Raw genomic sequence first — 19,532 nt, forward strand, 5'->3', positions numbered from 1 at the left:
GCCTATGCCCTGCCCCCAAGGCCGGGAGCGACAGCATACAGACGCCCTACGAAGAGCTTCGCGCATCCATCATGGTGCATGTGGATGCATGTGGGCGCCATCCGGCACGCAGCGAATTTTCCGAAGAGGATTTTGAGGGGGCCCGGTTCGCCGTGTTCTGTTGGGTGGATGACCGTGTCATGCAGTCGGGCTGGAGCGGGAAGGTCCAGTGGCAGAAGGAGTCCCTGCAGCGGATTCATTTTAAAACCGCCCAGGGCGGTGCCGAGTTCTTTACCCGGCTCAAGGAGACGGACCCTTCCCGGCGGGAGGTGTTTGAGGTGTTCTATCTCTGCCTCATGGCGGGGTTTCGCGGACGATACGGCATGGAAGAGGACGAGCAGACCCTGGAGGACCTGAAGGCAGGGCTTTGCAGGCGGCTGGTGAACGATGACGAGCGGTTGACCTCCGACGGTCGGGAAAAATGGTTTCCGGCACCGTACAAGGGGGATATGCCCGTGGGGATGGAGCCCCGGGTCAAAAGCGGTTCGTCGATGCTGAGCTTTCTGCTTGTGCTGTCCCCTGCGGTGCTGTGCGGCATATTGTTCGTGGTCTATGGGTTTATTTTAAACAGCGAAGTTCTGACAGGACTGGTGCGATAAATGCGAACATTTCTGAAAGCGGTTCTGATTCTCTGCCTGTTGATGACACTTATCCTGGTGCCACCCGTGGTGGCCATATTGCTTGGGTATTCCGTATGGGCGGGGGCGGCTGTGTCTGCGGGGGCCCTGGGACTGCTCCTGCTTTTTTTTCTGATGCGGTTTCTCTGGAGCCGTTACCGGGAGCGTAAATTCGTCAACGGGCTGGTGGCCAAGGGCGCATCCGCCGAAGACAAGGCCATCGCAAGCGAGCAGCGCAAGCAGTGGAAGATGTCCGTTGCCGAACTCAAGAAATCCCACCTCCGTGTGAAGGGGGATCCCTTGTATGTCCTGCCCTGGTACATGGTCATGGGGGAGTCGGGCACGGGCAAGTCCACGGCCATCGAAAACTCTGGCCTTGTGACCAACCTTGCGCAGCCTCCCCGCGTTTCCGGGGTTTCCGGGACGCGCAACTGCGAATGGTGGTTTTTCAACGAGGCCATCGTTCTGGATACGGCGGGGCGCTACGCCACCCATCAGGACGAGTCCCAGGACAAGCGGGAGTGGCACTCTTTTCTCAAGCAGCTGGCCAGGTATCGGAAGAAAGAGCCCCTGAACGGGCTTGTGGTTACGGTCTCGGCCAAAACACTGTTGACGGGAACACGGGATGAAATCGAAGAGGAAGGGCGCAAGATCCGGGATCGCATCAATGAGCTGATGAAGATGATCGGGGCGCGGTTCCCCATCTATCTGCTGGTGACCAAGTGCGATCTGATCCAGGGCATGACGGAGTTTTGCGAGCAGCTTCCCGACGCCGTGTACGAGCAGGTTTTCGGGTCCATCAACGGCGACATGCAGTGCGATGCGGCGTTTTATCTCTCTTCGTCCTTTGCCCAGGTGACGAAAAAACTTCGAAACTACCGTCTGCAGGTGGCACGTTCGCTCGGGACGGAGAGTGCCCAGGCCCGGGTCCTTTTTTTTCCTGAGGAGTTCCAGGGCATCGAAAGCCGACTCAAGACCTTTGCGGACGCCGCCTTCAGTGGCAACGTCTATCAGGAAGCTCCGTTTTTGCGGGGGCTCTTTTTCTCCAGCGCCCGGCAGTCCGGCCGTCCTTTTTCCAAGTTCCCCGAGGCGGCTCGCATGCTTGAGGGGAGGGCTTCCGACGGGGAACAGGATGCAACGGACACCAGCTATTTCCTCCACGACCTCTTCTCCAAAATCCTTCCGACGGATCGGAACATCCATGTACCCACACGGCGCCTCCTTGAAGGCAAAAGGCGCCTCAAGGTCATGGCCTTCTCCTGTCTGGCACTGGCCAGCCTGACCTTGGGCGTGCTTTTGAGTTACTCGTTCTCCCTGAACCTTTCCATGGTCAGAGAGGTGCAGCGAGAGTACGCCATGGTGCCCTCTCTGCGGGGTGAGCTGGCTGAGGATGTCGACACCCTGGAGCGGCTCCGGCTGCTTATTCGCAGCGTGGAAGAGAAAAACGAGAGCCGTCTGCTCCCCGATTTCGGGCTGGATCATTGCACCGCCCTGGAGCGGGACCTCAAGGCTCGGTTCTGCGATCGGTTCCAGGGGGTTTTCCTGGCGTTTTACGACACCAAGATGGGCGATGCCGTGGTGAATTTCTCCTTGGACACCTCCGAGGAAGAGCTGGCAGGCGTGTTTCCCCATTATATCCGCCGCATCAACCTCATTGCCGCAAGGAGCCGGGGGGCGGCCCCGGAATCGTTGAATGCTTTGCCCCAGCCTGATTTCAGGAGCCTTCTGATTCCCGAGGGGCGCTGGGACAACCCGTCTGTCCTGGAGGCGGTGTCGGCCCAATATCTGGACTACCTCACCTGGGCAAGTCCGAAAATGCTGGCCGGGGAAAAGGCCATGCTGGCTTCCTGGCTCTCCTACGGCATGAAAAACGAGGACCTCTCCCTGTCGTGGGTCGTGACCTGGTGCAACGGTTTGGGGGGGATTCCTTCCCTGACCCTGGCCGAGTTCTGGGAGGGAAGCCATCGCCTTTCCGATGAGCCCTTTGTGGGGCCTGCCTTTACCCTCAAGGGGCGGGAGCAGGTGTTCGGGATGATCACGGAGTTGGAGCTGGCCCTGGAGAGTCCCCTGGAGATCGCCCAGAAAAAATCGACCTTCCTGGCGTGGTATCACGAGGCCTATGCCCAGGCGTGGCACCGTTTTGCCACCTATTTTCCCAAGGGGCAGGAGACCGTGACAGGGAAAGGAGGAGAGCATCTCCACCCTGGTGAGGATGGGCACCCAGGACAACCCGTACTTTTCGCTGTTAAGCGAGATGGCCCTGGAGCTTTCCTTTTTTCAGTCCGAGGTTGAGGAGTCCCCCTTGTGGATGGAGCCGATCTTTGAGTTCGAGGCCATTCGGCAGCATGCTCTTTTGTCCACCCAGAAAAAAAAGGGGGCGCCCAATGTGAGGGTCCCCGGCAAGGGGGCGAGGTTCCTTTACCGGATCAAGAAGGTCGCCGGTCCGGTGGGCAAGGAGGACCAGGTACCCGAGGCCATAGCCGCCGGGGCCGACGCTTTCAATCGCTATGCCGAGGGGCTCTCCGGCATGTCCACGGCAGCCCTGTCCCCGGCCGGTGCCTTTGCCCTGGCAGGTACCGCCTTTACCGAAGACCCGGTCTCCGGTGGCTCGGCCGTGCGCACGGCCATCCATGGAGAAGAGTCCCTGAAAATTGTCATGGAGACCCACCGAACACCCCGGGCCCTGTTCCGTACCCTTCTTCGCGGGCCCTTCGATTACCTCTGGGCCGACACCTGCAATACCGCCGGCCGATACCTTCAGGACGTGTGGGATGAGACGGTGCTCTCGGAGATCCAGGGGGTCTACAACAAGAAGAGCATCAGCGGATTGCTTTTCGGAAAAGGCGGGGCCGTCAAGCGCTTTGTCGCAGGGCCCGCCAAGCCGTTCATCGGGAAAAAGAGCAAAAAAGGGTACTACGCCAAAGAGGTTGCGGGGCGGAGCATACCCTTTACCGACTCCCTGTTTACCTATGTGACCCGCGGCAGCTACTCGGTGAAGTCCGAGAAGGCCGTTTTCAAAGTCACCATCGAAGGGCTTCCCACGGACATCAACCCCGAGGCCACCATCCAGCCCCACATCACCACCCTGGAACTGGAGAGCGTGGACAAGACCCAGGTGCTGACCAACCGGAATTACAGGGCCCAGGAGGTGTTCAACTGGTCGCCCAAAGAGGGCGGGGCCGTGACCCTCACCATCGGGGTCGGCGATCTGGTCCTTGAGAAAAAATACACCGGCGGCTGGGCCTTTGCAAAGTTCATCAAGGATTTTTCCAACGGTCGCCACGAGTTTCGAATCCGGGATTTTCCCGAAGAGCGCGCATCCCTGAAACGAAAAGGCGTCCGCTATATCCGGGTCGAGTCCCAAGTAAACCAAGCCATCCTCCGGATGATGAACAATGTGGCGGGAAAGCCCCCGGAGGTGATTGTCGCGTGGTTGGACTGATCTGGAGACAGAAATGGAGCTGGTATCTCGCCGGCAAACATCCCAGCGCCGGCGACTACCTGTGCCTGGGCAAGGCGACGCCCCTGCTCAAAGGGTTCTCCGGATGGATGGAGACGGGCTACGAGGGGGTGGCCCCCAAGGTCGCCCCGGGCCTTGCCGTGGCATGGCGGTTCTGGGCCCTGGGCCCCAATGGAGAGCTTGTCTGCGGCATGATCAAAGAGAGCCGGGACAACCACGGGCGGCGCTATCCTCTGATGATTGTGGGGGCCGGGGCCGTGGCCGAGAGGAACCGCCATTGGGACCTTTTACCCCTATCCTCCTCGGGAACGTGGAAGCCTGGAGGCCCTGGAGACCGACAGTCCACAACAATCAACAAGCTGGAGGCGCAAGAGGTGGCGGCGGTCGGGTTGCCCCGAGCCGCGTTGGGACAAGCTTCACCGAAAGCGGGAAACGGAAAAGGATACGCCGATATTGCATGAGGGACATCAGAGAACGTCGGGATTTATGGACAAGATGAACAACATCGAGGGGCTGGCGCGAAAGGACCATTTTCTCGTGCCCCTGGATGTTTGTGAGATGAAAGAGGCCCTGGTACCTGCCGCTAAACTGCTTCGGTTGCTGAAAAAACGCTCGCCCCTGGAGCCGGCCATGGTCTTTATCGGGGGAACGGAGGCGGATCGTTACCTGATGTGCCTGAAGCGCCCCCTGATGCTGGAAGATTTTCATACCCTGTGGGGTTCTTCTAAGGAGCCGTCGTGATGGAAGAGATTGCCCTGCTCGGCAAAGAGCCCATCAGCGAGGCCGCTCCCGCCGGTGAAGACGTTCGGTATGAGGAAAGGTTCGAAGCGCTTCAGGAAGAGATCGACAAGCTCAGCTCTCCCACCTCCCGGGACAGCTTCTCCTGGGAGACCGTGTCAAAGCTGGCCACCGGGATCCTTGCCGAGGACTCCAAGGATCTTCTGGTGGCAAGTTATCTGTGCGCGGCCCTTGTCCACCTTGAGGGGTGGCCGGGCCTTGGGGTCGCAACAGGGGTGTACGCGGACTTTTTGGAGACCTTCTGGGAGTCCATGTATCCACCGATACGGCGCATGGGCGGCAGGCTTTCGGCTGTTCAATGGTGGATGGAAAAGACCGACGAGGCCCTTGCCGGTCCCATGAAGGGGACTGCGGACGCTGAAGCCGTGGGCCGGGTCCGGGGGAACCTGAACAGGATCGATGGCTTTTTGGACGACCACACGGACTTTGACCTGACCTTCGGTCCCCTGGCGGCAACCGTGGAGCGTGTGGCTCCGGCCCAGGAAGTCCCCGCAGAGACCGAGGCGGCGCCTCCCGAAGCAACCAAACCCGTGGTTGAATCGTCACTTACCACCGAAGAGGTGACCCTGGACGCGGGAAACCTCCTGCGGAGCATGGCCCCCCTGTTCAAGACCGTCAAGCAGGCCTCCAAAATGGTTCGTGAAGGGGAGATGCAGAACCCGCAGTCCTATCGTTGGTTGCGGTTTGCCCTCTGGGAGCCCATCAAGGATCTGCCCCCTGCCGACGGGGGCGTTACGAGGATTCCGCCCCCCAAGCGCCAGGTGACGGAGCACCTGGAAAAGCTCAAGGATGAGGAGGCGTGGGAGGAGCTGGTTTCCAGGTCGGAGAGCCAGCTTTACAACCCCCAGCACACCTTTTTGCTGACGTTGAACTACTTTTCCGCCGACGCCCTGTCGCACCTTGGAAAGCGGTATGAGCGGGCCCACGACATGGTGTGTCGCGAGACCCTGCTGCTGCTTCGGCGCCTGGACGGAATTGAGGGGCTCCGGTTTTCCGACGGCACGCCCTTTGCCTCGGACGAGGCCCTGGCCTGGATGGCCGGGCTCCAGGGCTTTCTGGACGGGCAGCATGAGGCCGACGATGAAAGCCGGAAAGGGGGCGCCGACGGCGGGGATACAGTGGCGGATGAGATTCAGCGCGCCCGGGTCCTGGCGAGGGAGGAGGGCAAGCTCCAGGAGGCTGTGGAGGGGCTGGACAGGCATCTTCGGTCGTGTGGTTCGGGCAGGGACGCCCTGGCGTTTCGCCTGGGACTGATTCGCCTTCTGGCAGAGCACCGCCAGGAAAAGATGGGCAGTCGCGCGGCTGCTTTTGGAGCGGGCCTGTGCGGACATCACGGGCTCCGGGCTCATTCAGTGGGACCCGTTACACGCCCTGGCCGGGCTGAAGGTGATCTACACCGTCATGAAAAAACTTCCCGGAAAAGAACACGCGGCGCGGGCCGCTGAGATCCTGTCCATGATCGCGGAGATCAGCACGGTGGACGCGATGAACCTGCAGAGCAAGCGAAAATAACTTCAAAACAATACCTTAATTAAACAGGAAATGGGGGTAGGACATGGCAAAAGACGCATCCGTTGCACCCAAAGAGCGCGTGAACATCGTGTACAAAACCTCGGTGGGCGACGCAGAAGAAGCGGTGGAGCTGCCCATGAAGCAGCTGGTGCTGGGGCATTTTTCCGAATCGGGCCGGGAAAAACGCATCGAAGACCGGGATTCCATCGCCATCGACAAGGATAATTTCAACGAGGTGCTGGGTGCCCAGAACGTGTCGGTGGATCTGAGCGTTCCCAACAAGCTCTCAGAGGACCCGGACGCGGAGATGAGCGTCAGCCTCGATTTTAAGAACATGAAGGACTTCGGCCCGGAAGCCGTGGCCGAGAAGGTGCCGGAGCTTCAGAAACTCATGAAGCTGCGGGAAGCGCTCCAGGCCCTTAAAGGGCCCTTGAGCAACATTCCGGAGTTTCGCAACACCATCCAGGAACTCATCAGCGATGAGACCCAGCGCGAGAAGCTCCTGAAAGAACTCGGACTCAATGAAGAGTAAGTTTTGCACGCATGTTTAAAGGAGGATCATCATGAGTGAGGTACGGGAATCTGTAGAAACCCCTGAGGCGGAGGCCACCCTGGAGGGAGCGTCCCTTCTGGACGATATCATCGAGTCCACCCATATCAAGCCCGAGGACGATGCCTACGCCCTGACCATGCAGGGGCTCCATGCGCTTATCGCGAAAATTGCCTCCCCCGACGCAGGCATCGAGAAGGTGACCAAATCGGTGGTGGACGACATGATCGCGGAGCTGGACCGCCAGATCAGCCTCCAACTCGATGAGATCATTCATCACGAGGCGTTCCAGAAGGTGGAGTCCCTCTGGCGGTCCCTGAAGTTCCTCGTGGACCGGACGGACTTCCGGGAGAACAACAAACTTGAGATCCTCAACGTGACCAAAGAAGAGCTCCTCGACGACTTCGAGGACTCCCCGGAGGTGATCAAGTCCGGGCTGTACAAAAGGGTCTATACCGAGGAGTACGGGCAGTTCGGTGGCGAGCCTTACGCCACCATGATCGGCAACTACGAGTTCGGGTCCTCGGCCCAGGACATCAAGCTGCTGGGCTACCTTGGCAGCGTGGCCGCCATGGCCCATGCTCCCTTTATCGGGGCTGTGGCGCCGTCCATGTTCGGTTTGGATTCCTTTGCAGGACTCTCCCAGATCAAGGACCTCCGCTCCCTGTTCGAAGGCCCCCAGTACGCGCGGTGGAAGTCCCTGAGGGAGTCCGAGGACGCCCGTTACATCGGACTGGTGATGCCCCGGTTCCTTTTGAGGCTTCCCTATGGCAAGGATACCGAGCCGGTGAAATCTTTTGATTACGAAGAGGATGTCTCCCTGGATAACGAGAGTTATCTCTGGGGGAACGTCGCCTTTGCCTTTGCCACCAAGTTTTCCGAAAGCTTTGCCCGATACCGCTGGTGCACCAACATCATCGGCCCCAAAGGGGGCGGCGCCGTGGAAGACCTTCCCCTTCACTATTTCGAGGACATGGGGGCCATTCAGAACAAAATTCCCACCGAAGTACTGCTCTCGGAGCGACGGGAGTTCGAGCTGGCCGAAGAGGGCTTTATTGGCCTCTCCATGAGAAAAGGCAGCGACAACGCCGCGTTTTTCTCCGCCAACTCCATCCAGAAGGCCAAGAAGTTTCCCAACACCGCCGAAGGCAAAGCCTCCGAGACCAATTTCCGCCTGGGGACCCAACTGCCCTACATGCTGGTGATCAACCGCCTGGCCCATTACCTGAAGGTGATCCAGCGGGAGAACATCGGGGTCTGGAAGGAGCGCGTGGATCTGCAGCGTGAACTCAACGACTGGATCCGGCAGTACGTGGTGGACATGGACAATCCCCTTCCCGGCGTTCGAAGCAGGCGCCCCTTACGCAAGGCCGAGATCACCGTCGATGACGTTCCGGGTGAGCCCGGATGGTACAAGGTCGGTTTGAAGGTGTGCCCGCATTTCAAGTACATGGGCGCATCATTTACTTTGTCCCTGGTTGGCAAACTGGACAAAGAATAATCCTTAAACAACGGAGGAAATGCTTATGCCAATGACATCGCACATGGAAGTGACCGGAAATACGCAAGGGAAGATTGACGGCTCTTGCGATATGGAAGGTCGCGAGAACACGATGCTGGTCTATGCCTTTGATCACAAAGTGCATATCCCAAGGGATCCCCAGTCCGGGCTCCCGAGCGGCAAACGTATCCATGGTCCCCTGACCGTGGTCAAGGAGATCGACAAGTCCTCTCCCAAGCTGTATCAGGCCCTTTGCACCGGAGAGCAGTTGTCCAACGTTGTCCTCAAGAAGTTTCGCATCGATCCCACCGGGGCCGAGGAGCATTACTTCTCCATCGTTCTGGAAGACGCCATCATCGTAGAGATGAAGCCCTACATGCCCATGGCCTTCCTTGCGGAGAACGAGCCCTTCCGTCACATGGAAGAACTCAAGTTCACCTACTCCAAGATCAAGTGGACCTGGGAAGTGGATGGGATCGAGTCCGAAGATTCATGGAAGATTCCGGTCTAACGTGAGGGGGCGATGTGAGTGATTTGAGACTTCTTGAACGCCTTCGGCAATGGCAGGACGCTCCCGGAGAGCGTGCGAGGGACCATGTCGGAACACGGGTAAAATCCGTGGTGAAGCATCTCCAGCTTTTGCTTAACTCAAGGGTTGGCACGACGCTCATGGACGGCCAGTTCGGTTTGCCCGACCTGTCGGATTTGAAGGTCACCTATCCCGACTCCGTCCAGGACATGGAAAAGACCATCTCACGAACCATCGAAACCTATGAACCACGGCTTTCCCAGGTGGACGTCAATTTTGTGTTCCAGGATGACCGGACACTGCGCCTTTTTTTTCGGATCGACGCTCGGTTGAATATGGGAGAAGGGGATCAGGATATTATCCTGGAAAGTTCGGTGGATACCTACGGAAAGATGACCGTTCGGACGTGAGGTCTGCCTCCCGGGCCTGTCGACGCCGCGGGTGCGCCAAGGGGCGGGGTGACCGCAATCACCCGGCTCCAGGCGGCGCATCCGAACGAAGCGGCGAACACAGTCCCGGGGACAGACTGAACCGAGCCTGCCGCCGATGTCGGTGGCAGGCTCTCCACCAAGAGTAATTACCCTGAAACAGGGGAGGAAATCAAGGGTGAACCATCACTTGCTTACGTTGATAGATGGTTTACGCAATGAGTGAACGTTTGACGACCTGCCTTTCCGGGTACATTTGAAAACCGGGGCAGACGGGGAGACAGGTAACATGCCGCGTATAAGCCGTTTTGTCTTTCTTCGCTGGGTATTATGGCGGCATCGGTGAAAAGCGTATTCAAGGGATATTGAGACACGTGAATGGTGAGGATGTGCCTTAGGTTATTTTCATGAGATGAGGAATTTTTTTGTTTAATTACTATTTTCAAAATGAGCTGAGTCACCTGAAGGAGATCGGGACGGCCTTTGCCCGGGAAAACCCGGCCATTGCCCCCATGCTGGGCGAGCCGTCGGCAGACCCGGATGTGGATCGCCTCCTGGAGGGGGTCGCCTTTCTCACCGGGTCCATTCGGCAGAAGATCGACGATGAGTTCCCGGAGATTATCCACAATGTCATCCGTCAGGTATGGCCCCATTACCTTCGACCCATTCCGGCCACCACCATGATGGTCTTTTCACCCGGGGAAGGGACGGATGCGGTCGCCTCGGTTCCCTCCGGTGCGGAAGTGGACTCCGTGGCCGTGGACGGCACCGCCTGCCGTTTTCGTACCTGCACCGATGTGGTGTTGCCTCCGGTGAGCGTGGTTCGGGCGGGGTATGAGGAGACGGCGGACGGCACGGCAGGTATCCGGGTGACCCTTTCCGCCACGGGGCGCGATGACTGGAAAGCCGACAGCCTGCGGTTCTATATCGGCGGAGGGTACGCCGAGGCATCGGACCTTTACTGCCTGCTGCTCACCGGTTTGCGTCGGGTGGTGGTGGGTGACGGCTCCCTGCCTGATGGTGTTGTCCTTGGGCCCGAGAGCCTGAGGCCAAGGGGTTTTTCCGAGGAGGAGTCCCTGATTCCCTGGCCGTCCACCTCCTTTGACGGGTACCGCCTTCTTCAAGAGTTCTTTGTGCTTCCTGAAAAATTTCTTTTTGTTGAGTTGACGGGGCTCTCGGATTGGAGGGCGCCCAAGGACGACGGAGAGGTGGATATCTGGTTCGAGCTGGAAGCGGCACCGGAGGTTCCCCTGCGGGTGGACGCCTCCCGGTTTATGCTCTCGGTGGCCCCGGCGGTCAATGTGTTCTCCCACGATGCAGATCCGGTGCTGCTAAGGGCTGAAAAAAACGAATACCGCGTAAGGCCAACAGCCCCGGATCTTTCCCACTATCAGGTGTACTCCCTTGTGGGGGTGTCCGCGTACATGGCGGGCAGTGGCGAGGTGCGTCCCATGAAGCCCTTTCACAGCCTGGCCATCGACGAGACGGACGTGGTCTACAGCGAAATTCTCACCACCTCTCCGGTGAGGCAGGCCATGGACGTGAGCATCTCCATCGCCACCCCCGGGGGCAGGGAGATGCCGGAGTTCAAGTCCCTCTCCTTTGACGTGCTCTGCACCAACGGTTTTCTCCCGGAGCAACTCCTGGCAGGGGACATCAGTGTGGCAACCACCAGGTCGCCCGAAGGGGTTGCGTTTCGCAACCTTCGAAAGCCCACCTCGGCGGTGTTGCCTCCCCTGGGGACCAACGCTCTATGGCCGCTTATCTCCATGATGAACCTTAACCAGTTCTGCCTGAGCCGCCCTGAGAACTTCAAAGCCATGCTGGGCCTGTTTTTGCTGGACGGCCACGGCGGAAGGCGGGTGTTTGCGGCAAGCGAAAAACGCATCGAGGGCATCGTGGGGCTGGAGACCGAGAACACCCGTCGCCTGTTTCGGGGGGTGATGGTCAGCGGGGTCGTGTTTCGGGTTGCCATGCGAAGGGATCATTTTGCCGGCATGGGGGACCTGTACCTGTTTTCTACGGTCCTGGACCGGTTTCTGGGGCTCTCTGCGGCCTTGAATACATTCACACAGCTCGTGGTCACCGAAGTCGGGACCGGGGAGGTCTTTACATGGCAGGAACGAATGGGGGAGGAGGCCCTGGGATAAGGGCGGCGCTCCTCTCCCGGGGGCGTTCGTTCTCGTTTTTCCAGGCCGTGCGACACTTAAAAAACCTCACCGCCGAAGAGGGGGGCGACCGCATCAACGGGTCAAGACCCGTGGATGTCTTTCGGGTCAGGCCCAGCCTCTCCCTTTCTTTTGCCGGGCCGGGGATGAGGGCGACGAAGAGACCTCCGCAGGTCAGTGGCTCCTGACGGCCAATATTTTAGGGCTTTACGGCACCGGATCGCCCCTGCCGGTTTTTTACACCGAAGACCTCCTTGAGGGACGGGAGTGGGACCACGATGCTGCGCGGGATTTTCTGGACATCATCAACCAGCGCCTCTACGAGCTGCTCTACGACGGGTGGGCCAGGTCCCAGGCCATGATGAAGGTGATGGAAGAGGACGATGTCCCCTACGCAGACCGCTTTTTCAGTCTCTCCGGTCTGGGCCGCAAAGCCCTGAGGGCCGGGTTGGATACACCCTGGGGCCTGGTGCGCTACAGCGGGCTCCTTTCCCAGAAGAACAGGTCGGCTTCGGGATTGAAGACCCTCCTCACCGATGCCCTGGGCGGGCTTCCGGTGAAGGTGGTCCAGGCCCTGAAACAGAAGGTGCCCATCGGTGCGGACCAGCAATGTGTACTGGGGCTTTCCGGCAATGTCCTGGGGGAGACGAGCTACCTGGGAACGGAGTTTGACGACGGCACGGGCGCCATCCTCATTCGTATCGGGCCTCTGTCGGAAGAGGCATACCGAGGGTTTCTCCCTGGAACGGACGGCTACCGGTTGGTGGTGGACCTCACCCGGTTTTACCTCTCCTCCCCGGTGACCTTTGTCCTGGATGTGGTGATGAAAGACGACGCGAAAAAAGAGACCACCCGCCCCGGGCATACGCGGTGGGCCAGCCTGGGCCTGGATACCTGGCTGTTTTCAGGGGAGAGTGCCGGGGAGCTTGTCACCCGGTTTTACCCGTAACGATTCAATGGCAACCATGGGAATAGATAATGATCACCGTTGACATGAAGTCCTTGCTGAACCGGCTGAACCCATGCTGCAGGAAGGCCCTTGAGGCTGCTGCGGGCGTGTGTGTGTCCCGAACCCATTACGAGGTGACGGTGGAGCACCTTTTGTGGCAGCTCCTGGACGAGCCTTTGTCCGATATTTCCCGGATTCTGACGCAAAGCGGGGTAGGGGTAGAGGAATTGCGAAGGAATTTGGACCAAACCTTGGAGGAATTTTCCACGGGAAACGGAGCCAAGCCGGTGTTTTCTCCCCGGTTGATGGACTGGTTCCAGGAGGCCCAGCTCATCGGTTCGGTGGAGATGGGCGAGCCCCGGATTCGCTCAGGGGTGCTCCTGCTCGCCTTTTTAAATCGGCCCACGCAGTTTTCCACCGTGGAGATCGGGGATCTGCTCCTCGGGATCAACCGTGAAGAGCTTGCCAAGGAGTTTGCCTCATTAACCAAAGGCTCGGTAGAGGCTGGGAAAGGCACGCCTTCCGATGCCGTTGACACCCCCAAGGGCGGTGCTCTGGCAGAGTCTGGAGACTTCCGCGAGGCCCGGCCGGAAAGTCGATCGCGGTCTTGACAGCGATGTGGAGATTCGACAGGTGGTGGACATCTTTGCCCGAAGGCGGAAAAACAACCCCATCGTGGTGGGGGAGGCCGGTGTGGGTAAGACCGCCATTGTCGAAGGGCTGGCCCTGCGCATCGTGGAAGGGGATGTGCCTGATTTTCTGAAAAACGTCACCCTCATGGGGCTGGACATGGGGCTCCTCCAGGCCGGGGCCGGTGTCAAAGGGGAGTTTGAAAACCGCCTCAAGCAGGTGATCGAGGAGGTCAAGGCTTCTGAAACCCCCATCATCCTCTTCATCGATGAGGCCCACACCATGATCGGGGCCGGGGGCTCCGCCGGGGGAAGCGATGCCGCCAACCTGCTGAAACCTGCACTGGCAAGGGGGGAGCTGCGGACCGTGGCCGCCACCACCTGGTCCGAGTACAAGAAATACTTTGAAAAAGACGCGGCCCTGGCCCGGCGGTTCCAGCTGGTGTACCTGGACGAGCCGTCGGAGGAGACCGCCACCCTGATCTTAAGGGGGCTCAAGGCCAACTATGAAAAGAGCCACGGGGTGGTGATCCGGGACGATGCGGTCAAGGCCGCGGCCGAGCTTTCCGCCCGGTACATTTCAGGGCGCTATCTTCCGGATAAGGCCATTGATCTCCTCGACACAAGCGCAGCCCGGGTCAAGGTACTGCTCACGGCAAAGCCGGGGGCCGTGGAGGATATCGAACGAACGCTCCAGGCCGCGCAGCGCGAAAAAGAGGCCCTGGGTCGGGACGGAGTCTACGGGTCTGACCCGGATACCGAACGGCTTGCGGCCGTGGAGGTAGAGATCGAAGCCCTTGAGACCCGGCTCACCGAGGTGACGGCCCGCTGGGCCATGGAGCAGGCCCTGGCCGCAGAACTCATCGACCTGAGGACGCAGTACTGGAAGAGAGTAACGGCCCCGGATGCGCAAGTGGCTCAGGGAACACCGGTACTCGAAACGGAAGAGCTTGAGACAGAAGGGGCTGAGCCGGAAGGGACTGGCACAGACCAGACCGATGCCGCCATGGACGCCTCGCCTTTACCCGTCGACCCAGCCCAGGGAGAAACCGCAGGCGATGAGCCCGAGGTCGCCCTGTCCGTTGCGGAGCTGCAGGCTCTCCTGGACACGAAGGCATCGGAGCTTGCCGCCATCCAGGGCACCGATCCCCTGGTGCGCACCGAGGTGGACCCCGGCATCGTCTCCGAGGTCGTCTCGGACTGGACCGGTATCCCCGCAGGCAAGGTGATGCACGACGAGGCCAGGACCATCATCCACATGGAAGAGGATTTAAAGGCCCGCATCAAGGGCCAGGATGAGGCCATCAAGGCCATCTCCCGGGTAATCAAGGCCTCCAAGGCCGGTCTGGGAGACCCGGAGCAGCCCCTGGGCGTGTTTCTCCTCACCGGGCCCAGCGGCGTGGGCAAAACCGAGACGGGCCTGGCCGTGGCCGACCTGCTGTTTGGGGGCGAGCGCTCCACCATCTCCGTCAACATGAGCGAGTTCCAGGAAAAACACACGGTGAGCCGTCTCATCGGCTCGCCTCCGGGTTACGTGGGCTACGGAGAGGGGGGAATTCTCACCGAAGCTGTCCGCCAGAGACCCTATTCCGTGGTGCTTTTAGACGAAGCGGAAAAAGCCAATGACGAGGTGATGAACCTCTTCTACCAGGTCTTTGACAAAGGGGCTCTCTCCGACGGCGAGGGTCGCCTCATCAACTTCAGCAACACCGTGATTTTCCTGACAAGCAACCTGGCTTCGGAACTCATCTCCGGCGCCGCAGAGTCCGGGGATCTTCCTGAAACCGAGGAGCTGATTGCCGCCATTCGGCCGACCCTGAGCCAGCATTTCAAACCGGCCCTTCTGGCCCGCATGAGCATCGTCCCGTTCTTGCCCCTGCCCGCGGATGTGATGCAGGAGGTGGTGAGCATCAAGCTCAACAAGGTCGCGGACCGCCTGAGGGAGACCCACGACATCGCCCTGACCGTGGCGCCATCTGTCATCGACCAGGTCGCGGCCCGGTGCGTGGAGGTGGAGACCGGTGCCCGCAATATCGACCACATCATGAACGGCACGGTGCTGCCCCTGATTTCCCGGGAACTCCTGGAGCGCATGAGCGAAGGCGAACTGCCCTCTGAAATGACCCTGGAGACTGATGCAGAGGGCGCCTTCAATGTCGGTTAAAAAGCGTGCCTTCTATGGTTAAAGTGGGCTCAAAAAGCGTGCCTCCGGCGGCCAGGGAATAAATCCCCTGGACCCCAGGTTGCGAAAGCCCTCCCCCTTCGTTCCTCAGGGGAAGAGCTTCCGCGAAGATTTTCGTGAATGTTGCTCAAGACTTGTTTGTCTAACTTTTCAAAAGTTTGGCCCCCGGCAGGGCCGCCGGAGGCATTTACCATGCACGGGAGGAAAACGATGATCTCACCGGTAGAGATATTCGAAACCATGCGGCAGTTCGACTGCACACTGAACGGGACGAAGCTGGACGTATACACACTCTCTGCGGCTGAGGCCGTTTCCGATCATTTCTCGGTGCAGGCCACGGTGGTCTCGGAAAAACGTCGGCTGAGCTCTGATTTTACGGGGCAGGAGGGGCTTGTTACCCTCATCGGTCGAAAGCAGGAGCGGTATGTTCACGGGGTGGTCAGCCGTTTTGAAGAGCTGGAGAAAAGGGGGCGCTTCTACCTCTACGGTGTGACCCTTGTTCCCCGGGCCTGGGAGCAGACCCTTATCTCGGATGTTCGGATTTTTCAGGAAAAAACCGTGCCTGAAATTGTCGCCGAGGTGCTTCAGACAGGCGGCATGCAGGCCAACACCTTTGAGTTCAGGACCCACCGCACCTATTCTCCCAGAGAGTACTGTGTCCAGTACCGGGAGACCAACTGGGATTTTGTGGCAAGGCTCCTGGCCGAGGAGGGGATTTTCTTTTACTACGAATTTACCGAGGCCGACCATGTGCTGGTGTTCGGGGACACCCCGGCGTGCCACAAGCCCATCACCGGAAAGGCTGAAGTGCTCTTTACCCCGCCGGGACAGCTGGTGGACCAGATGGAGTACGTCAACGAGTTTCTTGTGGCCGAAAACGTGGTCTCGGGAAAACACGTGCTTAAGGATTATGCGTTTAAGACCCCCTCTTACAGGCCGTCTGCGGAGAAACCGGCAGAGAGCTATGAAAATCTGGAACTCTACGATTACCCCGGCCTTCTTACCGACGAAGCCACAGGGACCCGTCTGGCCGCCGTGGGCCTTGAAAGGGCGCGGCTGAACAAAAACGAATACACGGGCAAGAGCCTTTGCAGAGGTTTTGCCGTGGGCCATCTTTTTACCCTGGCCCATTACCCCTACGATGAGAGCAACCGGGAATACCTTCTCACCCGCATCACCCATCGCGGCACCCAGCCCCAGTCCCTTCAGGAGCTGGCCCCCAACGGCAAGGGCAACACCTACGCCAATACCTTTTCCTGCATCCCCTCCGAGATCCCATTTCGACCGGCCCCCATCACCAAGCCCACGGTGAGTGGGGTCCAGACCGCCGTGGTCACCGGCCCCGAAGGTAAGGAAATCTACACCGACTCCTACGGCCGCATCAAGGTGCAGTACCACTGGGATCGCCTGGGCAACCGGGACGCCCGGAGCAGCTGCTGGATGCGCGTGGCCCAGTCCCTGAGCGGCCCGGGCTGGGGTGCGGTGTTCATCCCCCGCATCGGCCAGGAGGTCATCGTCAGCTTCATCGACGGCGACCCGGACCGCCCCATCGTCACCGGTGCCGTTTACAACGGGGCCAACATGCCCCCGTATCCCCTCCCTGCCGAGAAGACCAAAAGCACCATCAAGACCCGCTCCACCCCCAACGGCGATGGGTTCAACGAGCTGCGGTTCGAGGACTTAAAGGGCGAGGAAGAGATCTACATCCACGGCGAAAAAGACTGGAACATCGAGATCAAAAACGACAAAGGCCAGCACATCGGCCACGATGAGACCCTTGCCGTGGACAACGACCGCCGCAAAACCGTGGGCAACGACCAGCAGGAATCCATCGGCAACAACAAGGACATCAGCGTTGCCAAGAGCCACACGGAATCCGTGGGGGAGAATATGGCGGTATCCGTGGGCAAGAACCTGGATGAGAGCACGGTGGAGAACAAAACCGTATCCGTCGGGAAAAACAGCCAGGAAAGCGTGGGAGAAAACGAAACGGTTAACATTGGAGCAGACAGGACCCTGAGCATCGGGAGCAACGGCGTTACGGACATCGGGAAGAATATGACGGAAACCATCGGACAGAAATTGACCCTTGATGTGGGGGACAAAACCGGTGTGAGTGTCGGCGCGGATCTCTCCGTGATGGTGGGAAAAAAAACCGTGTTGACCACGGAAGACCAGATTACCTTTGTCTGTGGAAGTTCGAGTATCACCATGAAAAAAGACGGCACCGTATTGATCAGCGGCGGGGATATCAAGATCAATGCAAGTGGGAAACTGGTGACCAAAGGCCAGAACATCACCGGGAATTAAGGCATGACAACGGATTTAAACCTTAGCTTTTATACGGAGCATCTCGAGGAGTCGTCCATGCTCTATGAGCAGTGGCATCGCCTTGTGTCTCGCCAGTGGGGGGCCTGGAGACGCGTTGTTGCGTTTGAGCGGCGCTTGGAGGCGCATCTGGATGCTTTGGTTATCGGAGGGGAGAGCGCCCTGGCATTATGTCGTGAGAAGGCCCGGCAAGGCGATGCAGGGGAATGTTACGCTGCTTCAAGGGTTTTGGTGCGTCATGGTCTTCACGGAGATGTCTGTGAACTGGTCGACGATGTGGATGAATCGGACACAGCCCGTCTTCAAGCCATTTCCGACGCTTTGTGCGTTGATCTTGGAAAAAGCGACGAAGAGGATTGTCTCAAGCTGCTGTTGAAAAGTAGTCCCGTTAACGCTTCCCAAGCACGGGTGGCATCGCGCCTTGCGGGTTATCGCAGGTGCCAGGGGTGGGCTGGCGAACTTTGGGGATTGCTGGGCAGCGAAAGCCTTGACGAGGAAACCAAGGCAACCATTTTCAGGGAGTTTGTGCCCCTTAAACCCCCACGGCATCTTTTGAACGCGGACTGCTTTGGAAAGGGTGGGGAAGGGGTATACCGATTCCCTGTGTCCCTTATCCGAGCCCGTTCCGGGCAGGCGGTTGATGAATCGATGCTGCTAGGAGTGCCCATGTGCTGTGGGCTTTGCGGAGACAAGCAGGCCCTAGATCTGCTGAAGACAATGCCGGTTGATAACGATGTTCTTTTTGCCATGGGCCTGTTGGGTGATGTCACAGCGATTCCATTTATGGTCCGGGCGCTTGACCATGAGGACCACGCCGAGGCGGCATCTCTTTCCCTTTATCTGGTGACAGGGGCCCCGTTGTACGAAACGGTCTTTATCCCGGAGGCCGTTGATGAAGATCTTTTGTTTGACGCCGAAAAAGAGAAGCTTGCACGGGGGGAGGCGCTCTGGCCTCCCGGTAAAGAGCCGGGTGAGACAGTGACGAGGCTGTCCAGGCAGGCCGCAGAGTGGAATTCCTGGGTGCAGGAACACGGGGAGCGGTTTGATTCGTCCAGACGGTATCGAAACGGCAGGCTGTTCTCCCCTGAATGCCTGATCGAAAACCTTGGCTCTGAGTCGGTTCCTGCAAGGGTTCGCGAGGCAGCCTATGAAGAGCTCGCCATTCGTTACGCGGTGGACTTTTCCTTTGATCTCCGCATGCCTGTCGAAGCCCAGTTGAATGCACTGGATAAATACAAAGCGTGGAGCCAGGCAGCCACCGACAGGTTTGAAGCGGGTGAATGGTATGTCGGGGGAAACATCATGGAACCATGCCATGCGCAATAAAGAGGGCCGTCATGACTAAGCCATCCGGGCAGAACAAGAACATAGCCGACGAGGGGACCCTTGCTCTGCTCCATCCCAGGACGGGGCGGATTGAATCCTCGAAAAACCCGGGTGAGATTCTTGTAACCTATGACGGGGAGGGGCCGTATCCGGCGAGGTTGCTTTCAGGGATCAGTCGCTTGGAGCTTTTGTCGGACTCCTTCGTGGGGCGAGAAGTGCTTCTGGTGTTTGACGGTGGCAGGGCAGACAAGCCCATCGTGGTCGGCGTCCTTGAAAACGTCTTGGAAACCCTTGTCTGCCTGGATGGGAAGGCGGATAGCCGGCCCTCCTCCATGGAAGATCCCTCCTGCAATGGGCGTACGGTGGTCGAAGCCGACAAGGAGATGGTGCTGAGATGCGGAGAGGGCAGCATTTCCATTAAAAAAGAGGGCCGCATTGTGATTCGCGGCAGGGAGATTGTTTCCAGGGCCTCGGGTACCAATAAGATCAAAGGTGGCAGTGTTGAGTTGAATTAAA

17 protein-coding genes are annotated in these 19,532 nt (G+C 59.1%); all 17 read left to right on the forward strand.

Annotated features, from left to right (window positions below):
- Positions 1-35: 35 nt before the first annotated feature.
- On the forward strand, positions 36-638 hold the full coding sequence (locus ACOYW2_RS07830; protein ID WP_482770998.1) for a DotU family type IV/VI secretion system protein: 603 nt from the start codon (positions 36-38) through the stop codon (positions 636-638).
- Positions 639-2,948 carry a type VI secretion protein IcmF/TssM N-terminal domain-containing protein gene (locus tag ACOYW2_RS07835; RefSeq protein ID WP_482770026.1) on the forward strand — a complete coding sequence of 770 codons (2,310 nt, stop codon included), beginning with the start codon at positions 639-641 and terminating at the stop codon, positions 2,946-2,948.
- Between the two features lie 16 nt (positions 2,949-2,964).
- Entirely contained in the window at positions 2,965-4,098 is a 1,134-nt protein-coding gene (locus ACOYW2_RS07840) for a hypothetical protein (RefSeq protein WP_482770027.1), read from the forward strand.
- Complete coding sequence (locus ACOYW2_RS07845) at positions 4,086-4,577, forward strand: TagF domain-containing protein (RefSeq protein ID WP_482770028.1); 492 nt, start codon at positions 4,086-4,088, stop codon at positions 4,575-4,577. Before ACOYW2_RS07840 ends, ACOYW2_RS07845 begins: the two co-directional genes overlap by 13 nt.
- A 34-nt stretch (positions 4,578-4,611) precedes the next feature.
- Positions 4,612-4,857 carry a hypothetical protein gene (locus ACOYW2_RS07850; protein WP_482770029.1) on the forward strand — a complete coding sequence of 82 codons (246 nt, stop codon included), beginning with the start codon at positions 4,612-4,614 and terminating at the stop codon, positions 4,855-4,857.
- Positions 4,857-6,359: a type VI secretion system protein TssA gene (gene tssA / locus ACOYW2_RS07855; RefSeq protein ID WP_482770030.1), complete on the forward strand. Its 1,503-nt coding sequence runs from the start codon at positions 4,857-4,859 to the stop codon at positions 6,357-6,359. Before ACOYW2_RS07850 ends, tssA begins: the two co-directional genes overlap by 1 nt.
- 110 nt (positions 6,360-6,469) lie before the next feature.
- Positions 6,470-6,958: a type VI secretion system contractile sheath small subunit gene (tssB, locus tag ACOYW2_RS07860; protein WP_180140892.1), complete on the forward strand. Its 489-nt coding sequence runs from the start codon at positions 6,470-6,472 to the stop codon at positions 6,956-6,958.
- A 31-nt stretch (positions 6,959-6,989) separates the two neighbouring features.
- A complete protein-coding gene (gene tssC / locus ACOYW2_RS07865) occupies positions 6,990-8,477 on the forward strand; it encodes a type VI secretion system contractile sheath large subunit (RefSeq protein WP_482770031.1) in 1,488 nt (495 codons plus the stop codon).
- A gap of 25 nt (positions 8,478-8,502) precedes the next feature.
- Positions 8,503-8,988 carry an Hcp family type VI secretion system effector gene (locus ACOYW2_RS07870; protein WP_180140894.1) on the forward strand — a complete coding sequence of 162 codons (486 nt, stop codon included), beginning with the start codon at positions 8,503-8,505 and terminating at the stop codon, positions 8,986-8,988.
- Positions 8,989-9,002: 14 nt separating this feature from the next.
- The gene (tssE, locus tag ACOYW2_RS07875; protein WP_482416743.1) at positions 9,003-9,416 is read left to right on the forward strand and encodes a type VI secretion system baseplate subunit TssE; all 414 of its coding nucleotides are present in this window, start codon (positions 9,003-9,005) and stop codon (positions 9,414-9,416) included.
- Positions 9,417-9,859: 443 nt separating this feature from the next.
- Positions 9,860-11,584 (forward strand): type VI secretion system baseplate subunit TssF, encoded by a 1,725-nt coding sequence (gene tssF, locus ACOYW2_RS07880; protein WP_482770032.1) that lies wholly within the window; start codon positions 9,860-9,862, stop codon positions 11,582-11,584.
- Positions 11,496-12,551 (forward strand): type VI secretion system baseplate subunit TssG, encoded by a 1,056-nt coding sequence (gene tssG, locus ACOYW2_RS07885; protein WP_482770999.1) that lies wholly within the window; start codon positions 11,496-11,498, stop codon positions 12,549-12,551. Before tssF ends, tssG begins: the two co-directional genes overlap by 89 nt.
- Positions 12,552-12,580: 29 nt before the next feature.
- Positions 12,581-13,162 carry a Clp protease N-terminal domain-containing protein gene (locus ACOYW2_RS07890; RefSeq protein ID WP_482422435.1) on the forward strand — a complete coding sequence of 194 codons (582 nt, stop codon included), beginning with the start codon at positions 12,581-12,583 and terminating at the stop codon, positions 13,160-13,162.
- Between the two features lie 7 nt (positions 13,163-13,169).
- Positions 13,170-15,344, forward strand: coding sequence for a type VI secretion system ATPase TssH (tssH, locus tag ACOYW2_RS07895; RefSeq protein ID WP_482770033.1), 2,175 nt, complete (start codon positions 13,170-13,172; stop codon positions 15,342-15,344).
- Between the two features lie 228 nt (positions 15,345-15,572).
- Positions 15,573-17,672 carry a type VI secretion system Vgr family protein gene (locus ACOYW2_RS07900; protein WP_482770034.1) on the forward strand — a complete coding sequence of 700 codons (2,100 nt, stop codon included), beginning with the start codon at positions 15,573-15,575 and terminating at the stop codon, positions 17,670-17,672.
- A gap of 684 nt (positions 17,673-18,356) precedes the next feature.
- Positions 18,357-19,016, forward strand: coding sequence for a hypothetical protein (locus tag ACOYW2_RS07905; RefSeq protein WP_482770035.1), 660 nt, complete (start codon positions 18,357-18,359; stop codon positions 19,014-19,016).
- A gap of 11 nt (positions 19,017-19,027) precedes the next feature.
- The gene (locus ACOYW2_RS07910) at positions 19,028-19,531 is read left to right on the forward strand and encodes a DUF6484 domain-containing protein (protein ID WP_482770036.1); all 504 of its coding nucleotides are present in this window, start codon (positions 19,028-19,030) and stop codon (positions 19,529-19,531) included.
- Position 19,532 lies beyond the last annotated feature (1 nt).

It is taken from the genome of Desulfoluna sp. CLI2B, from assembly GCF_056847375.1.